General features: G+C 63.6%; 20 protein-coding genes and 2 pseudogenes. 14 read left to right on the top strand and 8 right to left on the bottom strand.

The genetic code is table 11. The features are described 5' to 3' along the window. The first annotated feature begins 77 nt into the window (after positions 1 to 77). Both NKH35_RS00895 and NKH35_RS00890 read left to right on the top strand, forming a co-directional pair. Positions 78 to 1,163 (top strand): AbrB family transcriptional regulator, encoded by a 1,086-nt coding sequence (locus tag NKH35_RS00895; protein WP_352913104.1) that lies wholly within the window; start codon positions 78 to 80, stop codon positions 1,161 to 1,163. A gap of 45 nt (positions 1,164 to 1,208) precedes the next feature. After that, positions 1,209 to 1,960, top strand: a pseudogene (locus NKH35_RS00890) (SDR family NAD(P)-dependent oxidoreductase). A gap of 56 nt (positions 1,961 to 2,016) precedes the next feature. Here the strand turns inward: NKH35_RS00890 and NKH35_RS00885 are convergent. Beyond that, positions 2,017 to 2,913, bottom strand: coding sequence for a LysR family transcriptional regulator (locus NKH35_RS00885; protein WP_023733384.1), 897 nt, complete (start codon positions 2,911 to 2,913; stop codon positions 2,017 to 2,019). Between the two features lie 146 nt (positions 2,914 to 3,059). Here NKH35_RS00885 and NKH35_RS00880 point away from each other — a divergent pair, with 146 nt between their 5' ends. Next, positions 3,060 to 4,595 (top strand): MFS transporter, encoded by a 1,536-nt coding sequence (locus NKH35_RS00880; protein ID WP_023691628.1) that lies wholly within the window; start codon positions 3,060 to 3,062, stop codon positions 4,593 to 4,595. A gap of 10 nt (positions 4,596 to 4,605) precedes the next feature. Here the strand turns inward: NKH35_RS00880 and NKH35_RS00875 are convergent, their stop codons facing one another. The 3 genes from NKH35_RS00875 to NKH35_RS00865 are packed head-to-tail and all read right to left on the bottom strand — an operon-like array spanning position 4,606 to position 6,868. Continuing rightward, positions 4,606 to 4,920 carry a nuclear transport factor 2 family protein gene (locus NKH35_RS00875; protein ID WP_031262101.1) on the bottom strand — a complete coding sequence of 105 codons (315 nt, stop codon included), beginning with the start codon at positions 4,918 to 4,920 and terminating at the stop codon, positions 4,606 to 4,608. After that, a complete protein-coding gene (locus NKH35_RS00870; protein WP_023733386.1) occupies positions 4,920 to 5,696 on the bottom strand; it encodes an esterase family protein in 777 nt (258 codons plus the stop codon). The genes NKH35_RS00875 and NKH35_RS00870 overlap by 1 nt, the downstream gene beginning before the upstream one ends. Before the next feature lie 5 nt (positions 5,697 to 5,701). Continuing rightward, positions 5,702 to 6,868 (bottom strand): ATP-grasp domain-containing protein, encoded by a 1,167-nt coding sequence (locus NKH35_RS00865; protein WP_023686186.1) that lies wholly within the window; start codon positions 6,866 to 6,868, stop codon positions 5,702 to 5,704. A 482-nt stretch (positions 6,869 to 7,350) separates the two neighbouring features. Here NKH35_RS00865 and leuA point away from each other — a divergent pair, with 482 nt between their 5' ends. From leuA to NKH35_RS00845, 4 genes are all read left to right on the top strand, one after another. Beyond that, positions 7,351 to 9,027 carry a 2-isopropylmalate synthase gene (leuA, locus tag NKH35_RS00860; protein WP_023683640.1) on the top strand — a complete coding sequence of 559 codons (1,677 nt, stop codon included), beginning with the start codon at positions 7,351 to 7,353 and terminating at the stop codon, positions 9,025 to 9,027. A gap of 193 nt (positions 9,028 to 9,220) precedes the next feature. Then, on the top strand, positions 9,221 to 10,990 hold the full coding sequence (locus tag NKH35_RS00855; RefSeq protein WP_023733388.1) for a tetratricopeptide repeat protein: 1,770 nt from the start codon (positions 9,221 to 9,223) through the stop codon (positions 10,988 to 10,990). 103 nt (positions 10,991 to 11,093) lie between these two features. Then, complete coding sequence (locus NKH35_RS00850) at positions 11,094 to 11,897, top strand: alpha/beta fold hydrolase (protein WP_023686188.1); 804 nt, start codon at positions 11,094 to 11,096, stop codon at positions 11,895 to 11,897. 84 nt (positions 11,898 to 11,981) lie between these two features. Then, positions 11,982 to 12,599 carry a hypothetical protein gene (locus NKH35_RS00845; protein ID WP_023669959.1) on the top strand — a complete coding sequence of 206 codons (618 nt, stop codon included), beginning with the start codon at positions 11,982 to 11,984 and terminating at the stop codon, positions 12,597 to 12,599. Here the strand turns inward: NKH35_RS00845 and NKH35_RS00840 are convergent, their stop codons facing one another. Then, positions 12,600 to 13,526, bottom strand: coding sequence for a metallophosphoesterase family protein (locus NKH35_RS00840; protein ID WP_023683636.1), 927 nt, complete (start codon positions 13,524 to 13,526; stop codon positions 12,600 to 12,602). A 71-nt stretch (positions 13,527 to 13,597) separates the two neighbouring features. Here NKH35_RS00840 and NKH35_RS00835 point away from each other — a divergent pair, with 71 nt between their 5' ends. Beyond that, complete coding sequence (locus tag NKH35_RS00835; protein WP_031195394.1) at positions 13,598 to 14,098, top strand: NUDIX domain-containing protein; 501 nt, start codon at positions 13,598 to 13,600, stop codon at positions 14,096 to 14,098. Between the two features lie 16 nt (positions 14,099 to 14,114). On the opposite strand, the gene NKH35_RS00830 is transcribed toward NKH35_RS00835, so the two are convergent. Next, positions 14,115 to 15,101 (bottom strand): glutathione S-transferase family protein, encoded by a 987-nt coding sequence (locus NKH35_RS00830; RefSeq protein ID WP_023699707.1) that lies wholly within the window; start codon positions 15,099 to 15,101, stop codon positions 14,115 to 14,117. A 271-nt stretch (positions 15,102 to 15,372) separates the two neighbouring features. Here NKH35_RS00830 and NKH35_RS00825 point away from each other — a divergent pair, with 271 nt between their 5' ends. The 6 genes and pseudogenes from NKH35_RS00825 to NKH35_RS00800 all read left to right on the top strand — a co-directional run bounded on the left by NKH35_RS00825 (position 15,373) and on the right by NKH35_RS00800 (position 20,113). Beyond that, complete coding sequence (locus NKH35_RS00825) at positions 15,373 to 15,909, top strand: GNAT family N-acetyltransferase (protein WP_023686191.1); 537 nt, start codon at positions 15,373 to 15,375, stop codon at positions 15,907 to 15,909. A gap of 106 nt (positions 15,910 to 16,015) precedes the next feature. After that, positions 16,016 to 16,777 carry a 3-hydroxyacyl-CoA dehydrogenase gene (locus NKH35_RS00820; RefSeq protein ID WP_352913101.1) on the top strand — a complete coding sequence of 254 codons (762 nt, stop codon included), beginning with the start codon at positions 16,016 to 16,018 and terminating at the stop codon, positions 16,775 to 16,777. 6 nt (positions 16,778 to 16,783) lie between these two features. Next, positions 16,784 to 17,949: pseudogene (locus NKH35_RS00815) on the top strand (CaiB/BaiF CoA transferase family protein). Positions 17,950 to 17,984: 35 nt separating this feature from the next. After that, complete coding sequence (locus tag NKH35_RS00810) at positions 17,985 to 18,755, top strand: HugZ family pyridoxamine 5'-phosphate oxidase (RefSeq protein ID WP_023823373.1); 771 nt, start codon at positions 17,985 to 17,987, stop codon at positions 18,753 to 18,755. 153 nt (positions 18,756 to 18,908) lie between these two features. After that, complete coding sequence (locus NKH35_RS00805; RefSeq protein WP_023669951.1) at positions 18,909 to 19,247, top strand: ArsR/SmtB family transcription factor; 339 nt, start codon at positions 18,909 to 18,911, stop codon at positions 19,245 to 19,247. Between the two features lie 71 nt (positions 19,248 to 19,318). Next, on the top strand, positions 19,319 to 20,113 hold the full coding sequence (locus NKH35_RS00800; RefSeq protein ID WP_023828145.1) for a TrmH family RNA methyltransferase: 795 nt from the start codon (positions 19,319 to 19,321) through the stop codon (positions 20,111 to 20,113). A 38-nt stretch (positions 20,114 to 20,151) separates the two neighbouring features. Here the strand turns inward: NKH35_RS00800 and NKH35_RS00795 are convergent, their stop codons facing one another. Together NKH35_RS00795 and NKH35_RS00790 are read right to left on the bottom strand one after the other, a co-directional pair. Beyond that, entirely contained in the window at positions 20,152 to 21,312 is a 1,161-nt protein-coding gene (locus NKH35_RS00795) for a coiled-coil domain-containing protein (RefSeq protein ID WP_352913099.1), read from the bottom strand. A gap of 155 nt (positions 21,313 to 21,467) precedes the next feature. Then, positions 21,468 to 22,004 carry a DUF1134 domain-containing protein gene (locus NKH35_RS00790; RefSeq protein WP_245259859.1) on the bottom strand — a complete coding sequence of 179 codons (537 nt, stop codon included), beginning with the start codon at positions 22,002 to 22,004 and terminating at the stop codon, positions 21,468 to 21,470. Positions 22,005 to 22,376: the final 372 nt, after the last annotated feature.

Below are 22,376 nucleotides of genomic sequence, written 5' to 3'. Positions count from 1 at the left end.
CCCAACGCGGGGTCGGGGTCGTGAATTTCGTCCGAGACAGCGTTCGCATTTTTCTCTTCCAGGTCTAAGACCCAAACATGGACTCTTCGCCAGACCAACCGGCCGTCGAACGCATGGCACGCATGCGTCCGGTTCGGCAGTGGCTGGTGCTGCTGATCGTCTCGCTGCTGTTCGCCGGCGCGCTGGAATACGCCGCACTGCCGGCGGCGCTGCTGATCGGCCCGATGTTGGCGGCGATCCTTGCCGGCACCAATGGCACGGTGCGCGTGCCGCGGCCGCTGTTCGCCGCCGCCCAGGCCTTGGTCGGCTGTCTGGTCGCGGCGTCGATCTCCACCGACATTTTTGCGGTGTTCTACAAGGAATGGCCGCTGGTCCTTGTCGTGGTGCTGGCGACCCTTGCGGCGTCCAGCCTGCTTGGCTGGTTGATCAGCCGCTGGCGCATCCTGCCCGGCACCACCGCGGTCTGGGGCTCGTCGCCGGGTGCTGCCACTGCCATGGTGCTGATGGCCGGTGCCTTCGGCGCCGATCAGCGCCTCGTCGCCTTCATGCAGTATCTGCGCGTCATCTTCGTCTCGATGACGGCAGCACTCGTCGCCAAGATGTGGGTCGACACTTCGGGCATCGAGGTACCAGCCATCGTCTGGTTCCCGCCGATCGAACCGGCAGCCTTTGCCGCCACGCTCGGCGTGGCGCTGGTCGGCGGCCTGCTCGGCCGGTTGTGCCGGCTGCCGTCACCCTTCTTCCTCGGCACCTTCATCATCGGCACCATCGTCCATCTCGGCTTCGGCGCGGCGATGCAATTGCCGCCATGGCTGCTGGCGCTCTCCTATGCGATGGTCGGCTGGTCGATAGGGCTGAATTTTACCCGGGCGATCCTGCGTCATGCGACACGGGCGCTGCCGCAGATCGTCGGCTCTATCGTCGTGCTGATCGCCTTTTGCGGCGGGCTAGCCTGGCTGATCAGCCACGTCCTTGGTATCGATCCGCTGACCGCCTATCTCGCGACGAGCCCCGGCGGCATGGACAGCGTCGCCATCATTGCCGCCGCCGCCCAGAACGTCGACATATCCTTCGTCATGGCCTTGCAGTCGGCCCGCTTCCTGGTCGTGCTCATCGCCGGGCCGAGCATAGCGCGGCTGGTGGCGAGAGCCGTCAGGGACTGAGATTCAAATATGCAGGGAAGAGGAAAAGTGCCCATGAACCGTCGTGTGAATGCCGTCGATCTCTCAGGCCGGGTCGCCGTGGTGACCGGCGGCGCGCAAGGCATCGGCCTTGCCGTCGCCCGGCGACTGCTGTCATCGGGTGCCAGCGTCGCCATCTGGGATGTGGACGAGACCGCCATGGCGAAGGCCGTTTCCGAACTCGCCCCGCTCGGCCGGGTCGAGGGTTTGCTGTGCGATCAATCGCTGATCGAGGCCGTCGACAGCGCCGCGACGGAAACCGAGCGCTCGCTTGGTCCGGTCGATCTGCTGGTAAACAATGCCGGCATCGCCGGACCGGCAGCGACGGTGGCGGATTATGATCCTGCCGCCTGGCGCCAGATAATCGACATCGACCTCAACGGCGTCTTCTACTGCTGCAAGCGCCTGGTGCCCGGCATGATCGCGCGCAGCTACGGCCGCATCGTCAACATCGCCTCGGTCGCAGGCAAGGAAGGCAATCCGAATGCCGCCGCCTATTCCGCCGCCAAGGCCGGCGTGCTCGCGCTGACAAAATCGCTCGGTAAGGAACTGGCGGCCACGACATCGCCGTCAACGCGCTGACCCCATCGCCCGCCCGCACCCGCATCCTCGAACAACTCACTGAGGCCCAGGTCGCCTACATGCTGGGCAAGGTGCCGCGAGGCCGGTTCGTCGAAGTCGAAGAGGCGGCTGCGATGATCGCCTTCATGCTATCGGACGAAAATTCCTTCACCACCGGCGCGACCTTCGACCTGTCCGGCGGCCGCGCCACCTACTGAGAAGCAGAGCTATTCCTCGCTGTCTTCGTTATCGCCGTCGGCCGCGAAGGACTAATTCAAGAGCCGCCCAGCGTCGCGGCAAGCCGGTCGGGAAGGAAATCGACGAAGGCGCGAACCTTCGGCGACAAATGACGATTGGACGGCCACAGCAACCGGAACTGGCCGCGGCCGTCGACATGGTCGTCCAGCACCGTGCGCAGCAGGCCGTCACGCAGCGCCTCGCGGACCAGGAAATCGGGCATCGAGCTGATGCCGAGCCCGGCCATCGTGGCGCCCTTCAGCGCCTCCGTGTTGTTGCAGGTCAGCATCGAGCGGACCTGCGGCTCGGCGCTGCCGCCGATGAACGGCCAGCCTTGCAGCTTGCCGCTGTTGGGAAAGCGGAAGCGGATGCCGTAATGGTTCACGAGATCGTCCGGACCGCTCGGGTTGCCGTGCTGCTCGATATAGGAGGGTGCCGCACACAACAGCAGCCGGAAGGGTGCAAGCGGCCGCGCCACCAGGCGCGAATCCGGCAGGTCGCCGCTCCGGATCGCGATGTCGACGCCTTCGTCGATGAGGTCGACGATGCGGTCATTGAAGTCAATGTCGAGTTCGATTTCGGGATAGCGCGCCATGAACTCCGACAGCACCGGGAACAGCAGGTGATAGGTCACGATCGGCGTCGAAACGCGCAGCCGCCCATGCGGCGTTTCGCGGCTCCGCGACAGCATCGCCTCGGCATCGTCGATGTCGTCGAGGATGCGCCGCACCCGCTCGTTGAACAGCTTGCCCTCTTCGGTCAGGCCGATGCGGCGCGTGCTGCGCTGAAGCAACCTTACGCCGAGATCCTGCTCGAGCCTGGCGACGCTCTTGCCGACGGCCGATGCCGAGATGCCGAGCGTGCGGCCCGCAGCGATGAAGCTGCCGAACTCAGCCGTGCGGGCAAAGGCCAGGAGCCCATTGAGGCGTTCCATCGGATCTCTCCATTCGAGCGTCTTGGTCCGATATATCTGGAGATTTAACACTATTTTTCTCGAAGTGTCGCGGGCCTATCTTCGCATTACGACCGGCGCAGCAAGTTTGCGGCAGGCCGGCGGATCCTGGTTCAGATAGGAAATCCATGACCTCGAAGACCACAAACGGCGCGGTCGCGCCATGGCTTGTCCTGTTGTCGGTATGCCTTGCCGCCATGACAATGCCCTTGACCTTCACCGGCCCGGCCGTCGCGCTTTCCCGCATTGCGGCCGACCTCGGCGGCAGCCCGATCGCGCTCAACTGGGTGACCAACGCCTTCATGCTGACCTTCGCCGCCACCTTGATGGCATCAGGCGCGCTGGCCGACAATCATGGCCGCAAGCGGCTCTTCCTTGTTGGCCTCGCCACCTATGTGCTGGCATCGCTGGGATCGATGTTTGCCCCTGATATCGTCTGGTTCGATGTGCTCAGGGCTGCGCAAGGGCTCGGCAGTGCCGCCGCCTTTGCCGGCGGCGCCTCCGCTCTTGCCCAGGAATTCGATGGGCCATTGCGGCTGCGCGCCTTCTCCTTCCTCGGCACCAGTTTCGGCATCGGCCTCGCTTTTGGGCCGATAGCGTCGGGCCTGCTCATAGATGCTTTCGGCTGGCGATCGATCTTCGTCTTGGTGGCAGTGCTCGCGATTGCAGCCGCTTTGCTCGGCCTGCGCACCATCAGGGAATCGCGCGATCCGGATGCGACCGGCCTCGACTGGGCGGGAGCCGGCACCTTTACGATCGCGCTGGCATCGCTGACCTACGGCATGCTGCAAGCGCCGCAGAGCGGCTGGACCGATCCCCTGGTGATCGCGCTTCTCGTGGCGGCCGCCCTTTGCTTTGCCGCTTTCGTCGTCGTCGAGCGGCGCGTGCGCCGGCCGATGCTCGATCTCTCGCTGTTCCGCTTTCCCCGCTTCGTCGGCGTCCAGTTCCTGGCGGCCGCTCCCGCCTATGGCTTCGTCGTCCTGCTGGTGCTGTTGCCTATCCGCTTCATCGGCATCGAGGGGATGAGCGAGATCAAGGCGGGGCAGTTGATGATCTGCCTGTCGGGACCGCTGTTGATCCTGCCACTGCTCGCCGGCCAGGTAGCGCGCTGGATCGCTCCGGCAACGATCTGCGGTGTCGGCCTGCTTGTGGCCGCCGGCGGCCTTGTCTGGCTGAGCCTGACACCGCCTGTCGTCGCAGCGCTGGTGGCGCCGCTGATCCTCATCGGCGTCGGCATCGCCTTGCCCTGGGGGCTGATGGACGGACTTGCCGTCGGCGTCGTGCCGAAAGAGCGTGCCGGCATGGCGGTCGGCATCTTCAACACCACCCGCGTCGCTTGCGAAGGCGTGGCGCTGGCGATCGTCATGGCAGTCCTGTCGGGTTTCACGGCAGCCCAACTGGCGGCTCAGGGAACGGCGTCTTCCCTGGATGCAACCGCCGCCGCGCAGCTGCTGGTGACCGGCAACATCGGCGAAGCGGCAGCCCGCTTGCCGGGTGCCGGAGCCACGGTCCTGGTCCAGGCCTATGAGATCGCGTTCGACAGGCTGCTGATCGTGCTGGCGGCAATCACCATCGTCACCGCCCTTGTCGTCTTTCTCGGCTTGCGCCGTGGATCGGCGGTGGAACACGAGACCATTGCTCTGCCGGTTTGCCAGGAAGGGTAGCTGAGCCGCGTCAGGAGATGACGAGGCTCGCTATGCGGTGGCCGTCGAGCACGAAGGTCATGTCACCCTCACCGTTGAAGCCAAAGCCTTTCACGGCAATGCGGACGCGGTAGCTGCCCTCGACCTCGGCGATGCGGACAATGCGAAGATTGGACTTCACGCCGATATTATCCGACTGGTTCCAGCGCTCGATCTGCTGGCGGCCTTGGAAGGACCGCCCCCAGTCGGTCAGGGACGCGTCGGCTGTGAACGTGTGGAGAACGGCTTCGCTATCACCCGCATTGGTGGCCTCGATAAAGCGGCGGATAGGTTCGGGTGTGGTCATCAATCGAGCCGGTGCATCAGATCATCATCCAGCCAGCGGCCGAAGAAATAGACCAGCTGTTTGTGCCACCATGGCCAGTCATGACTGACATCGCCGCCCCAAAAGTCGACCCAGGCGGGAATGGATTTGTCGCGCAGGATCTGTTCCAGCCTGCGGGTCTCGACCAGCATCCGCTCTTCCCAGGCGCCCTGCCCGCAGCAGAAGATCATCCTCAGCGCCTTCAGCCGGGCAAGCAGTTTTGGGTCTACGATGCCGGGCAGATAGTCGAGCGGCGAATTGTAGAAGATATCGCCTTCCAGCGCCTTGCCGAAGAAGTCGCCCGCCGAATAGACGCCCGACAGCGCGATGACGCCGCTGGCGAGTTCGGGAAAGCGAAAGACGAAATTCGTGGAATGATAACCGCCCATCGAACAGCCGGTGAACAGCGGCTTTAATTTGCGCCCGCCGTTGGCTTGCTCAGCGGTCGCCAGAAACTCCGGCAGCGCCTCCTCGCGCACATATCGGAAATAAGCCTCATGGCGACCGATGCGGTGCGCGGCGCCGGCATGCTTGTTGAAGAACGATTCCGAATCGATGCCGTCGACCGCGAACAGCTGGATGCGGCCGGTATCGATGAATTCGGCCAGCGCTCCAACCCCCCCGGAATCCTCGAACTGGTAGAACCGCCCCTGCGACGTCGGGAACACCACCACCGGCCGGCCGGCATGGCCGTAGCGCTTGTATTCCATGTCGCGGCCGAGATTGCCGGAGAAACCCTTGTGATAGGAGATGTCCATCGCGTTCAAGCCTTTTCCGCGTGGATGTAGGCGACGGCCGCGCGCAGTGCTGCTTCGTCTTTCGAGCGCATCTGGTAGGCATAATTTCCCATGGCGCGGCTGAAAACCTCTTCAATTGGCTGATGATGGACGATCTTGTCGCGATGCGCGGCTATCACGTCCTCATGGCTGTGCAAATAGTCGAGGCGCCGCTTGCGGCTGGCATAGGCGGTGAAATATTTGCCCTCGTAAGGCCCGCCGGCGGCATCCTTCACCACCATGTCCGCCCAGGCCGCGTAGACGTCGATGTCGAACGTGTAGTTGATCGCATCGGTCATCCAGGCGCCGGGCGGCCGCATGTTGACCTCAAGCGCGATGACGCGGTCGTCCTTGGTTTCGAACAGCTCGATGTGGAAGAAGCGCTCGCGCACGTCGAACGCTTTGAGGATCTTGCGGCCGGCTTCTTCGATCGCCGGTCGGACCTTGGGAAAGCAGGTGTAGCTCATGTGGCGGTCCTTGTTGACCACTTCCATGATGCTCTGGTCGTAGCGGTGGCTGGCCGCCAGCACCACCTCGCCGTCACGGTTGACCAGCCCATCGAAGGTCACCACCAGCCCCTCGATGAACTGCTCCATGACGAAGGTCACGTCCTCGGGCTTGTCTCTGAAGAACTGGTCAAGCTCCCTGGCGTTGGAAATCTTGAAGGTGTTCGAGGCGCCGGAACCGGAATCGGGCTTCACCACCACGGGATAGCCGACGCGGCGGATGAAGGTCATGGCACCGGCCCGGTCGGAGCATTTGCGCTGGGCGATGGTGTCGACGCCGCTCTTGCGAAAGAATGCACGCATGCGGCTCTTGCGCTTCAAATTCTTCACGAAATCGAGCTTGGTTCCGTAGATGTTGAAGTCGGTGCGGATGTTGGCCTCCAGCTCCAGCCAATGCTCGTTGAGTGACTCGAAGCGCTCGATCCGGCCCCATTTGTGGATGAAATGACCCATGGCCCGGAACACCGGATCGTAGTCCTCCATGTCGGCGATGCGGTAATATTCCGACAGGGCCACCTTCAGCTTGCCGTCCAGCGCCTCATAAGGCGCATCGCCAATGCCCAGCACCGTAGCGCCGGCCTTTTTCAGCCGGTCGCAGAAATCGGCGCCGTTGGCGGGAAAATGCGGCGAGAAGAAAACAAAATTCACGGATGATCCCTCCGACGGCGAAGCATTGCGGGCTCGGCTACACGCAAGTCTGGCGCATTTGCCGCGCATGGGGAAGAGTGCTCGCGAGTGGTGGAATGGCAGCCCACTTGCCTGTACATGGCGGCTCCTGTATGAAACCCGCCATGAACACGCGCGTCTCCTCCGTCGCTTCCCGTCCGACCGGCTTTGCCGGCGAGACCGTGCGCGCGCTGGCATCGACCCTGCTTCTTCTCGGCCTTATCGGCGATCGCCGGGTTCGCTGAAGGAGCGCCCGGCGGTCGAACCGCCGCTTACGCGCACGCTCCTTGGCCAGTTCAGAAATTGGCAATTCACATCAAGCGAACGAAAATCTGATAAGGCGCTGCTCGCCCTGGAATCCGTCCGAAGACCGATCCGCGAGCCGCCGGGAGAACAAGACGATGAACGCACGAGAAGACATCCGCGCCGGCGAAGCCGAAAGCGTAAAACGCGCGGCCGGCCACATGCCGGGCGCGGCCCGAAAATACCAGCCCTACCCGACGGTCGGTCTCACCGACCGCACCTGGCCCAACAAGGTCATCGACAAGGCACCGGTCTGGTGCTCGGTCGATTTGCGCGACGGCAACCAGGCGCTGATCGATCCGATGGGTCATGAGCGCAAGGCGCGCATGTTCGCCCTGCTGCTCGACATGGGTTTCAAGGAGATCGAGATCGGTTTCCCCTCGGCCTCGCAGACCGATTTCGATTTCGCCCGCTGGTGCATCGAGGAAGGCAATGTGCCGGCTGATGTTTCGCTACAGGTGCTGGTGCAGTGCCGTCCCGAACTCATCACCCGCACCTTCGAATCTCTGAAGGGCGCCACCAACCCGATCGTGCATTTCTACAATTCGACCAGCGAGTTGCAGCGTCGCGTCGTCTTCGAGAAGGATGTCGGCGGTATCAAGCGCATCGCCACCGACGCGGCCAAGATGATCACCGACATGGCGGCCAAGGCCGGCGGCGGTTATCGCTTCGAATATTCGCCCGAAAGCTTTACCGGCACCGAGCTCGAAGTCGCGCTGGAGATATGCAACGCCGTCACCGAGATCGTGAAGCCGACAGCCGACAACAGACTGATCATCAACCTGCCGTCGACGGTCGAGATGTCGACGCCCAACATCTATGCCGACCGGATCGAATGGATGTGCCGCAACCTGGACGACCGCGAGAACCTGCTGATCTCGCTGCACCCCCACAACGATCGCGGCACCGGCATCGCCACCACCGAGCTCGGCCTGATGGCGGGTGCGGACCGCGTCGAAGGCACGCTGTTCGGCAATGGCGAGCGCACCGGAAATGTCGACATCGTGACGCTGGCGCTCAACATGTACACGCAAGGCGTCGATCCCCATCTGGATTGCTCCGACATCAACCGGATGAAGGACGTCTACGAATATTCCAACCAGCTGAAGATCTCCGAGCGCCATCCCTATGTCGGCGAACTCGTCTACACCGCCTTTTCCGGCTCGCACCAGGACGCCATCAACAAGGGCATGAAGGCCTTGAAGAAGGCCAACACGCCGGTCTGGGAAGTGCCCTATCTGCCGATCGATCCGGCCGATGTCGGACGCAGCTACGAGGCGATCATCCGCATCAACTCGCAGTCGGGCAAAGGCGGCATCGCCTATGTACTGCAGGCCGATTACGGCCTCAATCTGCCGCGCAACCTGCAGATCGAGTTCAGCCAGGAGATCCAGGCGATCACCGACGCCGAAGGCAAGGAAGTGCCGGCAAAACGCATCCATGACCGCTTTATTGAAACCTATGTCGACCAGCCCGGCGCACGACTGAAGTTCCTCGACCATCACACCTATCCCGATACCGAGAAAAAGGGCCGGCGCGTGGTCGAGGCGGTGATCCTCGACAACGGCAAGGAGACGACAATCGCCGGCTCCGGCACCGGCCCGATCGACGGCTTCGTCGATGCGCTGTCGCGTCATGTTGGCGTCGACATGTCGGTGCTTGATTATTCCGAACATTCGCTCCAGCGCGGCTCGAACGCCTCGGCGATTTCCTATGTCGAGATGGAATATCCCGGCGGCAAGCTGTTCGGCGCCGGCATCAACACCAACATCGTCGCCGCCTCGCTGGAAGCCGTTGTTTCGGCCGCCAACCGGATAATCGGCCGCAAGGCCGGCTGATATTTTCCCGGGCGCCGAATGTCCGCGGCGCCCGGAAATCCCCCATTTGCCGAGGGAAATTCCGGTCTTTTGTGTCAACCACCGGCAACTATCCGGTGTGTTACGCGATCGCATAACATAAGCATGCTTGTATGGAAGTGCAGGCTCTATATGATTGCGCCTCAACCTGTGCCGACTTCGAGAGGATCGACACTTGCAGCATGCCACGCCTGCCGCCCCCGCAGTGCGCGAGACACTGGAGCGACTGCTCGCCAGCGAAACGTTCGGACGTTCCGAGCGCGCGCGCAAGTTGCTGCGCTATCTTGTTGAGCGCGAGCAGGCCGGCGAAGCCGACAGGCTCAAGGGTTTCTCCATCGCCATGGACGTCTTCGGCAAGGACGGCGATTTCGATTCGTCGACCGACGCCGTTGTCCGGGTGCAGGCAGGCCGGCTGCGCGAACTTCTCCAGCATTATTTCGCCAATGAAGGCATAGCCGAACCGGTTCGCATTGCCATTCCGCGCGGCGGCTACGTGCCGTCCTATGAGCTCAACGCCATACGCCTGCCGGTTGGGCAGGAGCCGCTTGCGGCGGCGGTAGCCGCCTTGCCCGGATCGCCCGACCAGGCGGCTCTTGACGCCGTTCCCGCTGCCGCGACAGCTTCGGGGGTTACAGAACCTGGGCCTTCGCTGGCGCGCCATCTCCAGTTCTTCTGGGTCGCCATGACGCTGGTCATTCTCATGCTGGGCGTGCTCATCCTGCGCCAGGGCAGCGGCGCATTGCTTGCCAGCAGCGATCCTACCGCGGTGGTCGAGACCGCGGGCGCAACGAGCAGCATCGCATCGCCGTCGATGGAGGCCCTGCCCCTCGTCTTCATCGCGGTGAAGGCCACCGGACCCGAGGCCGGCCGCGTCGCCGCTTCGCTGCGCGCCGGCCTTGCCGGTTTCGACACGATCGACTTCATCGGCCGCGACGCCGACAGCAAGCGCGATCCGAGCACCGACCCGACCAGCTTCGTTTTCGATGTCCTGCCGGGACCAATGGCAGGTGACGTGACGCTCGAACTGCAGAGCGTGGCGACCGGCCGCGTGCTTTTGTCCCGCAGTCTGACGGTCGCCGACAGCGCACCTGGCACCGTCGAGGATCGTATCGCCGCCATCCTCAGCTCGACCATTCCCGCCTCCGGCCCGCTCTACAGCTACATCGAACAGAACGGCATTCAGACCGGGCTGACGAGCTGCCTGATCCTCAACGACAGATACTATCTCGACCAGAGCACCAGGACGCACGAGGCTGCCTATCGCTGCCTGGACAACCTCGCCGGCCAGGGTGCGAAATCGTCCTTGGTCTATTCGGAACTGGCCTCCCTGACCCTTGAGGCCGCCACCGATCATTACGCCTATCCGCCTGGCGCGACGGTCGATCAGGCAATGTCTTTCGCCCATCGCGCCATCCAGATGGGACCGACCAGCCCTTATGCGCACCGCGCCTATGGCTACCTCAACTCGCGCCTCGGCAACACCGAGGAATCGATCCGCTGGATGCGCAAGGCCTATGAGCTCAACCCCTACGACCTCGGCATGGCTGCCGCTTACGGCTATGGCCTGATCTTTGCCGGCAAATATGCCGAGGGAACACCGATCCTGACCCATGCCGTCGAGACGTTCAGCGGCCATCCGACATGGTGGGATTTTGGGCTTTTCGCCGGACAGTTCATGCTGGGCGACATGAACAAGGCCGCGATAGCCAGCGAGTCGCTGCGCACGACGGCGATGAAATCGCATTATCTGGCGGCGCGGCTGATCGGCGCCAAGGCTGCCGGCCGCGAACAGCTGGCAGCCAAGCTTCTGGATGAGCTGACCACCAAATTCCCGAAATTCGCCGCCGATCCGCGCGCGGCCTTCGCCGAGCGCAAATATCCCGCCGATCTGACCGACCGGCTGGTTGAGGCGCTGCGCGCCGCGGGCCTAGGCAACGCCAGCTAGTCTTTCCGGATCGCGAAAACTTTACTGGCCATCGGTCTGGACTGGGAGCAATCCAGCCTCGATTCGAATTTCCTCTCCAGTCTTGCAATAATCGCACATTTTCATGGTCTCATCCCTCTATGTTGCCGAGCGGGGCGCCGGGCCGAAGACGGTCGTCCTGCTGCATGGCTTCGGTGGTTGCCATGATATCTGGCGCGAGGTGACCGCGTCGCTAGGGCCCGATGTCAGGACCTTGGCCTACGATCTTCCGGGACACGGACTGTCTCTCGAATTTCCTGGCAGCGGCCCGGCCAAAACAGCGGCGCGAGCGGTTCTCGCCGATATCGCCGCACGCGGGATAGCAAGGGTGCATGTCGCCGGTCATTCGATGGGCGGCGCGGTCGCCTCCCTGATGGCGCTTGCCGAGCCTGAAAGGATAGGCTCGCTGACGCTTCTGGCGCCGGGCGGTGTTGGCCCCGAGATCAACGGACCGCTGTTGCGCCGCTACGCCGCGGCCGCCGACAGACGGGAAATCCGCGCCTGCCTTGCCGCCATGTCGGGACCGCGAAGCCCGCCGCCCGAACGCATCGTTGGCGTCCTGGCGGACCTACGCCGTCGCCCCGGCCAGTTGCGCAAGCTGATTGAGATATCGGCCGTCATGACCAGGAACGAGCGGCAGGGGGTCATACCCCGCGAACAGCTGGACACCCTCGACATGCCGGTGATGGTGGTTTGGGGAACGGACGATCCGGTGCTGCCCTTTACCCAGGCTGATTGTCTGCCGGCGCATTTTCATATTCATCACGTGCTCGATGCCGGCCATATGCTGGTCGAGGAAGTGCCTGATGTGGTCGCCCAGGCCGTGCGCCGAAACATGGCACGCCGCGGCAGGCGCCTGCGTCCGACATTCGAGGCCGCGGCGAGCTAACTTACTTGCGCCCCGCATCTCGCCAGTGCATTTTGCCGCCGCCTGTGTTAACTCGCAATTAACCATATCAGCGAGGCGACGCCGATGAAGGACACTGGCGAAAACATCACCCCCATCGACACCTCCCGCAAACTGTCCGACGCCGTTCGCGATGTGAAAAATGCCTTCGCCGATCGCGACGATGTCGTGGTCGACATGCGCGAGGCGCACCGGATGCGGCTTGATCTGCTCGCCGCCGAGCTCGCCCCGGTCTTTGCCGACGTGCCCGCCGACATGGACAATTTCGACTTCGTCGTCTCCTCCGGCCTGCAGCCCCGCCTGTGGATCGACGCCATCAGCCATGTCGCCATGGGGCGCGACCGCCGCACCTACCGCTTTCTCAGGGATACCCGCATCGGCCGCGTCGTGCTCGCCGAATCGACCGATATGAAACCGGTCGCCGATCAGGTCACGCGCTATGTGGCGGAGCGTATCGTCGAGCGTCAGCGCATGATGGAGGGCGGTGTCGAGCCGGCCGTCGCCGACCTGAAACGCGCCGCCGTGCCGGAAGCTGAGCCGCCCTTGCAAGCAGCCGTGCCCCGCAGGGGCTGGTCGACGTTCCTTTCCGGTCTCGGCTTGGTCGCCGCCGGCGCGCTTGTTGGCCTGGCGGTGGCGGCCGCGCTGTTTTGGGATCGCCTGATGGCGATGAAGATCAGCTTCTGATCAACGATCTGGAGGCCTCGGTGTCTGCGCGCCGAGTTCAATGACCTGCAGGTCCGATGGCGGCAAGGCCGGCCCGGTCAGGCCGCGCCGCGTCAGGCGAATCAGCCAATTGCCCTTCTCCCCGTCAATATCGAGCAGATTGTACTGTGCCGCCGGGTTCTTGCTGCCTGGCGACTGCCCGGCGGCGGCGACGCCGACGACCGGAATCCTGGCGCCGCGCCCGCCGATGAAGAACAGCGACGGCAGATGCGAATGGCCGTGCAGCACGAGTTCGGCGCCATGCCTATGAACGGTCTTGTGGAAGCGGGAGATGCCGAACAGGCGCTTTTGCTGGGCGACGGCGCCGCGCACCGGCGGATGATGGATCATGATCACCCGCAACAGGCCGCGTTTGTTCGTTGCGTCGAGCACTGTCGCCAGCCTTTGCGCCTGACCTTCGAGGAAGAAGCCGTTGGCCATGAACGGCGCCGTGGCGCGCGCCGTCGAAACGCCGATCAGCGCGACATTGCCGCGTACGCGCAGATAGGGAAAAGCGTTGCGGTCGATCGGCGCAGTCACGCCGTCGCCGCTCATCCACGCCGCCCAGGAGCGGCAGACCTTGTCGAAGGCGCCCGGCACATAGGCGTCGTGGTTGCCCGGCACCACCGAGACATCCTCCGGCGAACCCAGCGTCTCAAGCCAGTGCTTGGCCATCTCGATCTCGCCGTCGAGCGCCAGATTGACCAGATCGCCGGTAACGGTGAGGTGGTCGGGTGTGCTCGCCTTCATGTCGGCGACGATGGTGTCGATGACGGCATCGTGCATATGGCGGCGGCGGTTGCGCTGCCAGTTGACGTAGCCGACGACGCGCTTGGACGCGAGTTCGCGATAGGTTACACCGGGAAGCGGCCCCAGATGGACATCGGAAATATGCGCGAGCCTGAACATCCTTCCTTCATAGGCGACGCGCTCCCCGCTTTCCACTCACTGTTTCCTGCCCATCCACGGTTTCGCTAGTCATGGCTATATCGGACCCGGAGCAGGCGTTTCGCCAGACCGGCTGGGCAGGCCTCAGGGCAAGGCTGTTCCATCTCTATTTCCTGCTGCGGCGGCCGATGACGCTGGGCGTGCGCGGCCTGATCCACGATCGCGCCTCAAACACTGTCTTCCTCATCCGCCACACCTACGTTCCCGGCTGGCAATTGCCGGGCGGGGGCGTCGAAGTCGGCGAGACGCTCGGTGAGGCGCTGGTGCGCGAACTGGCCGAGGAAGGCAACATCGCGCTGACAGCCCAGCCGGTGCTGAAATCGATGCATTTCAACCGCCGCTCCAGCCGCCGCGACCATGTCGGCCTCTATCTCATCGAAACCTTCAACCAGACCGCGCCGAAACTGCCGGACCACGAGATCGCCGAAGCAGGCTTCTTTCCGCTCGACCGCTTGCCGCATGGCACGACGCCGGCGACGCTGCGGCGGCTTGCCGAGGTTTTTGAAGGCGAGCCGGTATCGCCGTACTGGTAGGCTGTCAATCCGATGCTCACGCCGCCTGCCTGAACCGCGCCCGGTCGTGCGGCGCGCCATAGTCGAGCCCAGGCCCGACCGGCACGATGCGCGTCGGGTTGATGCTCTCGTGGCTGCCGTAATAGTGCATTTTGATGTGGTGCAGGTTCACCGTGCCGGCGATACCGGGCACCTGGTAGAGGTCGCGCAGATAGTTCGAAAGGTTCGGATAGTCGGCGATGCGGCGCAGATTGCATTTGAAATGGCCGACATAGACCGGGTCGAAACGCACCAGCGTGGTGAACAGCCGCCAATCGGCCTCGGTGACACGCTCGCCAGTGAGATAGCGCTGTTTTGACAGTCGGCCCTCCAGCGTGTCGAGCGCCGCGAACAGCTCGCCGAACGCCTCTTCATAGGCCGCTTGCGTGGTGGCAAAGCCGGCGCGGTAGACGCCGTTGTTTACGGCGGGAAAGACCAGCGCATTGACCTTGTCGATCTCGCCGCGCAGGCCTGGCGGATAGGAATCGAGAGCGGCATCGCCCCACTCGTCGAACGCCGAATTGAGCATGCGGATGATTTCGGCGGATTCGTTGGAGACGATGGTCTCTTCCTTCTTGTCCCACAGCACCGGCACCGAAACCCGGCCCGAATAGGCTGGATCGGCCTTGGTGTAGATTTGGTGCAGGAAGTCGAGGCCGTAGAGCGTGTCGCCGGTGGCGCCATCCTCGGCCAAAAACGTCCAGCCCTCAGCACCGAGGAAATGATGCACGACTGAAACCGGGATGATGTCTTCTAGCTTCTTCAGCGCGCGAAAGATCAGCGTGCGGTGCGCCCACGGACAGGCGAGCGAGACATAAAGATGGTAGCGTCCGGGCTCGGCCTTGAAGCCGCGCGTACGACCTTGCGCCGGCGCGCCGTCGCGCGTGATCCAGTCACGCCACTGCGTCTCGGCGCGGATGAACCTGCCGCTGCTATCGACATTGGCCGGACGGTCCTGCCATTTGCCTTCGACCAGCAATCCCATACGAAATCTCCTTGCGTGCCTTGGCCAATGTAGTCGCAAGGCGGCAATGCCGAAGCCGTCATCTGCTGAACAGAGCGTCACTCGTATGAAACGCCGGATGAAAACAGCCGATTGCAGCCGCCGGAAATTGATGCTAGCGGACACTCCGCATGTTCGATCTTGGCTTGATCCGGTTTGACCGACGACGAAAGGGCGCCCGCGCTTAGAAAGCGCTGACTGGCGAACGCTGCCGCTTGCAGCAACCTTTCCTCTTTATCGGACCGCGAAGACCATGAGCCTTGCCGACGTGAAATACCTGCCGGAAACTCCGGCGCATGATCCCGAAATCGAAGCCATCAACGACGAAGCCTTTGGCCCCGGCCGTTTCGTGCTGGCCGCCTACAAGATTCGCGAGACCGGCGGCCACGAGCGCTCGCTATCCTTTGTCGCCATGGATGGCGACATCGTCGTTGCTTCGGTGCGCATGACCCGCATCGCCGCCGGCGCCGGACGCGCGCTGATGCTCGGGCCGCTCGCCGTGCGGCCCGCCTTCAAGAATCTCGGTATCGGCCGCCGGCTCGTGGCGATCGCGCTGGAGGCGGCCGCCAAGGCCGGCGCGCCGGCGGTGATCCTTGTCGGCGACGAGCCTTATTACGGCCCGCTCGGCTTCAGAAAGATCCCCCGCGGCCAGATCTCCATGCCGCGCCCGGTCGACCTCGACCGGCTGCTGTCGCACGAGATCGTGCCCGGTGCCGTGGCGCGGCTCTCCGGCGAGGTCGGCCATGCCAGCCTTGCCAGGATCGCGGAGCAGGCACCAGTGATGGCCTGAGCTCCAGGATCGGTCGCGGCACCGGTCGCGATGGATCCCCATTGGTCAGGTTGCACCATGGCGGCGACCTCCGTAGCATGACCCGGAACACCACGGAGCACGCAGCATGAACCCGAACGGCCAGATTGCGATCATAACCGGCGGCGGCTCCGGCCTCGGCGAGGCAACCGCCCGCGCGCTGGCCGACAAGGGCGCGCGCGTCGCCATTTTCGATATCGGCATCGAGCGGGCATCGAAGGTGGCGGGCGACATTGGCGGCGCCGCCATCCAGTGCGATGTGAGCAGCGCCGACAGCGGTGCGGCCGCGCTCGCCGAGGTGGAAACGAGACTTGGGCCAGCGCGCATCCTGGTCAATTGCGCGGGCATTGCCATCGGCGTGAAGACCATCGGAAAGGATGGTCCACATCCGCTGGACCAGTACCGCAAGGTGATCGAGATCAATTTGATCGGCACCTTCAACATGATCCGCCTCGTCGCCGACCGTGCCGCCAAACTCGAACCGCTGCAGGGCGGCGAGCGCGGCGTCATCGTCAACACCGCGTCGGTGGCCGCTTATGATGGCCAGATCGGCCAGGCCGCCTATGCCGCATCCAAGGGCGGCGTCGTCGGCATGACGCTGCCGGTTGCCCGCGACCTGGCGCGCTCCGGCATTCGCGTCTGCACCATCGCGCCCGGCATCTTCAAGACGCCAATGATGGCCGGCATGCCGCAGGAGGTGCAGGATTCGCTCGGCGCGGCCGTGCCCTTCCCGTCCCGCCTCGGCGAGCCGTCCGAATATGCCGCGCTCGCCCTGCATATCGTCGAAAACCAGATGCTGAACGGCGAAACCATCCGCCTCGATGGGGCAATCCGCATGGCGCCGAAATAGACGGCCATGGCGGCCGGCGCAGTGAAGACCGGTCCGCTGGCCGACCTGAAAGTCATCGAGATGGCCGGGCTCGGCCCGGTGCCGCTGGCCGGGCTGATGCTGTCGGACATGGGCGCCGAGGTGCTGCGCATCGAGCGCACCGGTTCGGACCAACCCCTGCTGCCGCTCTCCGATGCGTACAATCTCGACCGTCACGGCCGCTCCATCCTGCGCGTCGACCTCAAGCAGGCCAAAGGAACGGACTGCTGCTGCGCCTTGCCGAAAAGGCCGATCTGTTTGTCGAAGGCTTTCGCCCCGGTGTGATGGAGCGGCTCGGTCTCGGCCCGGATGCTGCATTGGCGCGCAATCCGGCGCTGATTTACGGCCGCATGACCGGCTTCGGCCAGGACGGGCCGCTCGCAGGTCGCGCCGGCCACGACATCACCTACCTCGCCTATTCCGGTGTGTTGCACGCCATCGGCCGGGAGGAAGGCCGGCCGGTGCCGCCGCTGAATCTGATCGCCGACAATGGCGGCGGCGCCATGATGCTGATCGCCGGGGTGCTTGCAGCGCTGTTCGAGCGCTCGCGCTCCGGCAAAGGCCAGGTGATCGACGCGGCGATGGTCGAGGGCGCTTCGATGCTGGCGGCCCCCATACACGCCTTCATGTCGGCAGGTCTGTGGAACGACCGGCGCGGCGCCAACCTGCTCGATTCCGGTGCGCCCTTCTACGACACCTATGAGACGGCGGACGCACGCCACGTTGCGGTCGGCTGCCTTGAGCCGCGCTTCTTCGCCGCATTCGCAAGGCTGCTGCCGCTCGGCGAGGATTTTGTCCGCGGCCAATACGACAAGGCGTTGTGGCCGGACATGCGCGCGGCCATTGCCGACCGGTTCCGGCAGAAGACACGCGACGGCTGGGACGCGCTGTTTGCCGCAAGCGATCCCTGCGTGGCGCCGGTTCTGTCGCTGGCCGAAGCCAGGGATCATCCGCACAACCGGGCGCGTCACGCATTTGTGAAAGCCCGTGCGCTCGAGCGGCCCGCACCCGCGCCACGCTTCTCGACCTCGCAGCCGGCGCTTGCCGGCATGCCTGAAGATGACGATCAGCGACATCAGACCGTGCTGGCGCGCTTCGGCTTTTCGACAGCCGAGATCAAAGCGCTTGTCAAAGCCGGCATGATTGGCCAATAACTGGATTTAGAAAATCAACTTACCTGGTGGGCATTTTGGACCAGCCGAAGAAGGACGTCATTCGCGCGACGGACGCCGAGGCGATCAGGCTGGCCGCAACGCTGATCCGCAGCGCCCGTTTCGGCGCCCTCGCGGTGATCGAGCCTTCGACCGGCGCACCGCTGGCCTCCAGGGTCGGAGTCGCCACCGACATCGATGGCACGCCTCTGATCCTTGTCTCGGCGCTGTCAGCCCATACCGGCGCCATCCTTGCCGAGCCGCGCTGCTCGCTGCTTGTCGGCGAACCCGGCAAGGGCGATCCGCTGGCGCATCCCAGGATAACGCTGGTCTGCCGGGCGCAGCCGCTGGAACGCGGGTCGAGCGCGCATGCCCGCGCCGAGCGGCGCTATCTCAACCGCAATCCCAAGGCAAAGCTCTATGCCGGGCTCGGCGATTTCTCGATCTTTCGCCTCGAGCCGGAGCGCGCCAGCCTGAATGGCGGCTTCGGTAAGGCCTACCTGCTCGACCGTGCCGATCTCATCACCGAGGGGTTGATCGTTGACGAGCTGGCCGCCAGCGAACAATCCGCTCTCGACCACATGAATGCCGACCATCTCGACGCCATCGCCGTCTATGCCCATCATTTCGCCAGGGTTGAAGGTGATGGTTGGACCATGACCGGCTTCGATGCCGATGGCATCGACCTGGCATCGGGCGACACCGTTTGCAGGGTCTATTTTCCGCAGCCATTGAAGACCGCGCGCGACCTGCGGCCGGTTCTGGTCGACATGGCCAAAGCCGGTCGTGCGCCAGCTACGCAAGGATAATCGTCATGAATCAAAAGCACGTCTTGAGATTTGGGCGAAATGATCTACGATTCAGGCGACGCTGAATCAGCAGCGTGATCCATAGCTGAATTATAGCAGCCAACGCTATTTGCCCCCATAGCGTTTGGATGAGCAGGAAAACATGGGGCATCGATGGTCTCGACCAAACTAATCGCCAATGCCGAATCGGCGGCGACATTTCTGACCCTTATGGGCAACGAAAAGCGGCTCTTGATCATGAGCTATCTGGCCGACGGTGAAATGTCGGTCGGCGCCATCGCCGAAAAGGTGATGCTCAGCCAGTCCGCTTTGTCGCAACATCTGGCCAAGCTCAGGGCGCTCGATCTTGTCGAGACCCGCCGCGACCGGCAGATGATCTACTATTCCTGCAAGTCCGAAGCGGTGCGCGAACTGTTGCGCATGCTGGACGGCATTTTCGGGATAGGCGACTTGTCCCAGATGGCAACGCGTCTGCGCCGCGCCGGGACTTGACCTGCAGGGCTTGACTGGCGGCTCCGATCGCTCCTTACCTCGCTGACGATTTTTCGCCGGCCGAGGTATTGATGGATCCGATCCAGATCGACGACGCGCGCGATCCACGGGTCGCCGCCTATCTCGACATCCGCGAGCGCGATCTCACCGGCCGCCATGGCCGGTTCGTTGCCGAAGGCAAGGTGGTGCTGGACGTCCTGCTGTCAGCCGGACGCTTTGCTGCGGAGTCGGTCCTGGTCCTCGAAAACCGGCTGGCCGGGCTCGACGACATCCTGCGCAAGGCCCCTGCCGACCTGCCGGTCTACGTTGCGGCAAGCGCCGTCATGGACAGGATCGCCGGCTTCCACATGCATCGCGGTATATTGGCGATCGGCAGCAAGGGCACGCCACAGCCTGCCGAGGCCTTGCTCGACACCTTGCCTGCCGAAGCGTTGATCGTCGTTCTCATCGGCATCGCCAACCATGACAATATCGGATCGATCTTCCGCAATGCCGCCGCCTTCGGCGCCGATGCCGTCTTCGTCGACGCCACCTGTTGCGACCCACTGTATCGCAAGGCGATCCGCGTCTCCGTCGGCGCCACGTTGAAGGTGCCCTTTGCGTCCTTCGGCGACACTGAAGCTTTCATCGCGAAGCTCGGCGAGTTGGGCTTCGGCCAGGTCGCTTTGTCGCCGCGTGGTGAGGCTGACATTCGCGATGCCGCGCGACCGAAACGACAGGCGCTCTATCTCGGCACCGAAGGCGAGGGCCTCCCGGAGAGCCTGCTTGCCCGCCTGCGGACGGTGCGGATCGCGATGTCGGAAGGGTTCGACAGCCTGAATGTTGCTGCCGCGTCAGCCATTGCGCTGCACCATTTTTCGCCCTGATAGGCGTAGTCAGGCAATTCCAAGCCGGGGCTTGAAACTCAGCTCGGCAAATCTGCCTTCTGCAACGCCCGCACGCGATCGGCGAGGCTGGTGGTTCCCGACCGCGTTTCCTGCGGCGCCGCCAGCGCCTTGGCGATCGGTGAATCAGGTCCTTCGAGCTTGGCCGTCAAATGGACGACCTCAGCCGCCAGATTGTTCATCTGTTCGCGCAAGGCAGAACCGGCATCATTGCCATTGCCGGGGCCATTCCCGGGCTTCGCGGATCCAGAACCGCCAAGCTCCGCCTTCATCCGCTTGTTTTCGCGGGCCAGCGTCGTCAGCCTGGCTTCGAGCCGCTCTCGGTCGCCTTCGAGCTTGGCGAGCGTCTTGTCGATGTCCTCGTTCCTGGCGCGGGCGCTGTCTTGCGCACCAACTAGGCCAGCAGCCGCGGCGCCTCCCGCAGCCTCGCCCTTCACCCGTTCGCGAAGCCGGGCCAGTTCCTTTTCGCGGCGATCGAGCTTGTCCTCGCGATCGGCAAGCGTGGCGAGCAGACGCTCGAGCTTTCTGTCGAGATCAGCGGTTCTTTTCTTTTCGGCCTTCAAGGCATCGCGCGTGGCCTTGGCCTCGGCGACGACTTCCTGACGGCGCCTGTCGGCCTCCTTGCGCTGGCCGCGCAGCACTGAAATGTCGTTGGCAAGTTTTTCCAGCTCGGATTCGCGAGCCACCAGTTCGATCTGACGATTGCTGGAGGAGAAGGACGCGTCGTCGTACATATGCTCGAGCTTTTCCAGCTCGAGCGCGCGCTTTTCCATCATGCGCTCTGTTTGTGCAAGCCTGTCCGACAGCTGTTGTATCTGCTGCTCGCGATGCAGCAGCAATTCGTTTTTTTCCCCGAGCTCCGAAAGCGCCTGCTTCTTGTCCTTGCGCTCGACCGCCAGGCCCTTCAGCGCCTCGCGGCCGCGATTGATTTCGACGAGTTGCTCATTCGCCTGCTCACGCAGCGTCTTGATGCTGATTTCGAGCCGGCGCGTCGTCATGGCGAACTCGGCCCGCAAGCTGTCCTTGTCGGCCTGGATCTCGGCCAGCGTTCGCGGCACCGACGCCTCGACACGCTTGCGTGTCAGCGCGACCGCCCGCCGCCAGATGGCCGGCGCGACCAGCAGCGCCAGAAAGCCTGCGCACAGAAAGCCGAGGGCGAAGAACAGGATCGACTGAACCAAGGTGACTACCCGTTACGGGCGGGCCGCTATCCGGCAACCGCCAAGTCTGGACTTTGCCATGTTCGCATGACGCAAATCCAGCGCTGCGGCAAGGGTTTGCCGCAGCTGCACCGGGTCAGAATCTGTTGATCGGGTCGAAGTGTGGTCGGAATCGCTCAGAAAGGATTCCAGGTCGGCCTCTGCGTCAGCTTCAGATAGCCGAGATTGACGCCAAGTCGCGCGCCGACGCCGGTGCGGATCGGCACCAGCAGCACCCTGTTGTTCTGCAGCACGTTGAAGCCGACGCCGGCCACGACATAGGCCGAACCGGCAACGCCGCCGAACCGATTGTAGAGATTGCTGACGTCGTCGAGGTTATAGACGAGCATCATCACCCGCGATCCCTCGCCGCCGAAATCCCAACCGAGCGAAGGCCCTTGCCAGAACACCTTATGGTCGCCGGCATTCTTGGTGTAGAGCGTGCCTTCGCCATAGGTCAGGCCGCCGATCAGCGCGCCGGAGCCCTCTTCGCCGAGCAGATAGCCATTGGGCAGGCCGTAGGAGGCAAAAATCTTCTCGACGACGGTTGCGAGACCGCCCGACGTCGCGCCGAAGAATTTGTGACCGGAATCGACGATCTCCTGAGCGGTGTATTCCTGTGCCCGCGACGCAGAGGTTGAGAAAGCGAGAGCGCCCATGAGGGCAATCGCCATGAAGAAGACGCGGACAAACGTCCGGTCGTAGAATCGGGAAACCATGCTTCCAATCTCCGTCAGGGAGCACTTTCGCCGACGCCTCGCACCCCGTCCGGCTCTTTAGGCGGCCGTTAAGGATGACTGTTACGGGCAAACTATGCCGTAATCCTTTTTCAACCATTAACCTCCCACATGAACATGGCGGTTCGAAGGCTGTTTCTGACTGTCTGCACGGGCTCCCATCCTGTGCAAAGATGCCGTTTTTCTCACAAGAATTGTGGATTGTTGCTGCACGCTCGGGCGCTGTGTATTCAGAATGCCTGGGGAGAGAGCGTGATTCGGGTGGTGAGCGTGGCTGTCGGCCGCGCGGCCACCAGGATGTGAATTTTA

Source organism: Mesorhizobium sp. M1143 (assembly GCF_040318435.1).
Classification (GTDB): Bacteria; Pseudomonadota; Alphaproteobacteria; order Rhizobiales; family Rhizobiaceae; genus Mesorhizobium.
The sequence above is the reverse complement of the archived record's forward strand: the minus strand, read 5'-3'. Positions and strand labels throughout refer to the sequence as shown.

Excerpts from the sequence above, each read along its gene's own strand:
- NKH35_RS00895 (WP_352913104.1), top strand. The coding sequence starts at position 78 with ATGGACTCTTCGCCAGACCAACCGGCCGTCGAACGCATGGCACGCATG.
- NKH35_RS00885 (WP_023733384.1), bottom strand. The coding sequence starts at position 2,913 with ATGGAACGCCTCAATGGGCTCCTGGCCTTTGCCCGCACGGCTGAGTTC.
- NKH35_RS00880 (WP_023691628.1), top strand. The coding sequence starts at position 3,060 with ATGACCTCGAAGACCACAAACGGCGCGGTCGCGCCATGGCTTGTCCTG.
- NKH35_RS00875 (WP_031262101.1), bottom strand. The coding sequence starts at position 4,920 with ATGACCACACCCGAACCTATCCGCCGCTTTATCGAGGCCACCAATGCG.
- NKH35_RS00870 (WP_023733386.1), bottom strand. The coding sequence starts at position 5,696 with ATGGACATCTCCTATCACAAGGGTTTCTCCGGCAATCTCGGCCGCGAC.
- leuA (WP_023683640.1), top strand. The coding sequence starts at position 7,351 with ATGCCGGGCGCGGCCCGAAAATACCAGCCCTACCCGACGGTCGGTCTC.
- NKH35_RS00850 (WP_023686188.1), top strand. The coding sequence starts at position 11,094 with ATGGTCTCATCCCTCTATGTTGCCGAGCGGGGCGCCGGGCCGAAGACG.
- NKH35_RS00845 (WP_023669959.1), top strand. The coding sequence starts at position 11,982 with ATGAAGGACACTGGCGAAAACATCACCCCCATCGACACCTCCCGCAAA.
- NKH35_RS00840 (WP_023683636.1), bottom strand. The coding sequence starts at position 13,526 with ATGTTCAGGCTCGCGCATATTTCCGATGTCCATCTGGGGCCGCTTCCC.
- NKH35_RS00835 (WP_031195394.1), top strand. The coding sequence starts at position 13,598 with ATGGCTATATCGGACCCGGAGCAGGCGTTTCGCCAGACCGGCTGGGCA.
- NKH35_RS00830 (WP_023699707.1), bottom strand. The coding sequence starts at position 15,101 with ATGGGATTGCTGGTCGAAGGCAAATGGCAGGACCGTCCGGCCAATGTC.
- NKH35_RS00825 (WP_023686191.1), top strand. The coding sequence starts at position 15,373 with ATGAGCCTTGCCGACGTGAAATACCTGCCGGAAACTCCGGCGCATGAT.
- NKH35_RS00820 (WP_352913101.1), top strand. The coding sequence starts at position 16,016 with ATGAACCCGAACGGCCAGATTGCGATCATAACCGGCGGCGGCTCCGGC.
- NKH35_RS00805 (WP_023669951.1), top strand. The coding sequence starts at position 18,909 with ATGGTCTCGACCAAACTAATCGCCAATGCCGAATCGGCGGCGACATTT.
- NKH35_RS00800 (WP_023828145.1), top strand. The coding sequence starts at position 19,319 with ATGGATCCGATCCAGATCGACGACGCGCGCGATCCACGGGTCGCCGCC.
- NKH35_RS00790 (WP_245259859.1), bottom strand. The coding sequence starts at position 22,004 with ATGGCGATTGCCCTCATGGGCGCTCTCGCTTTCTCAACCTCTGCGTCG.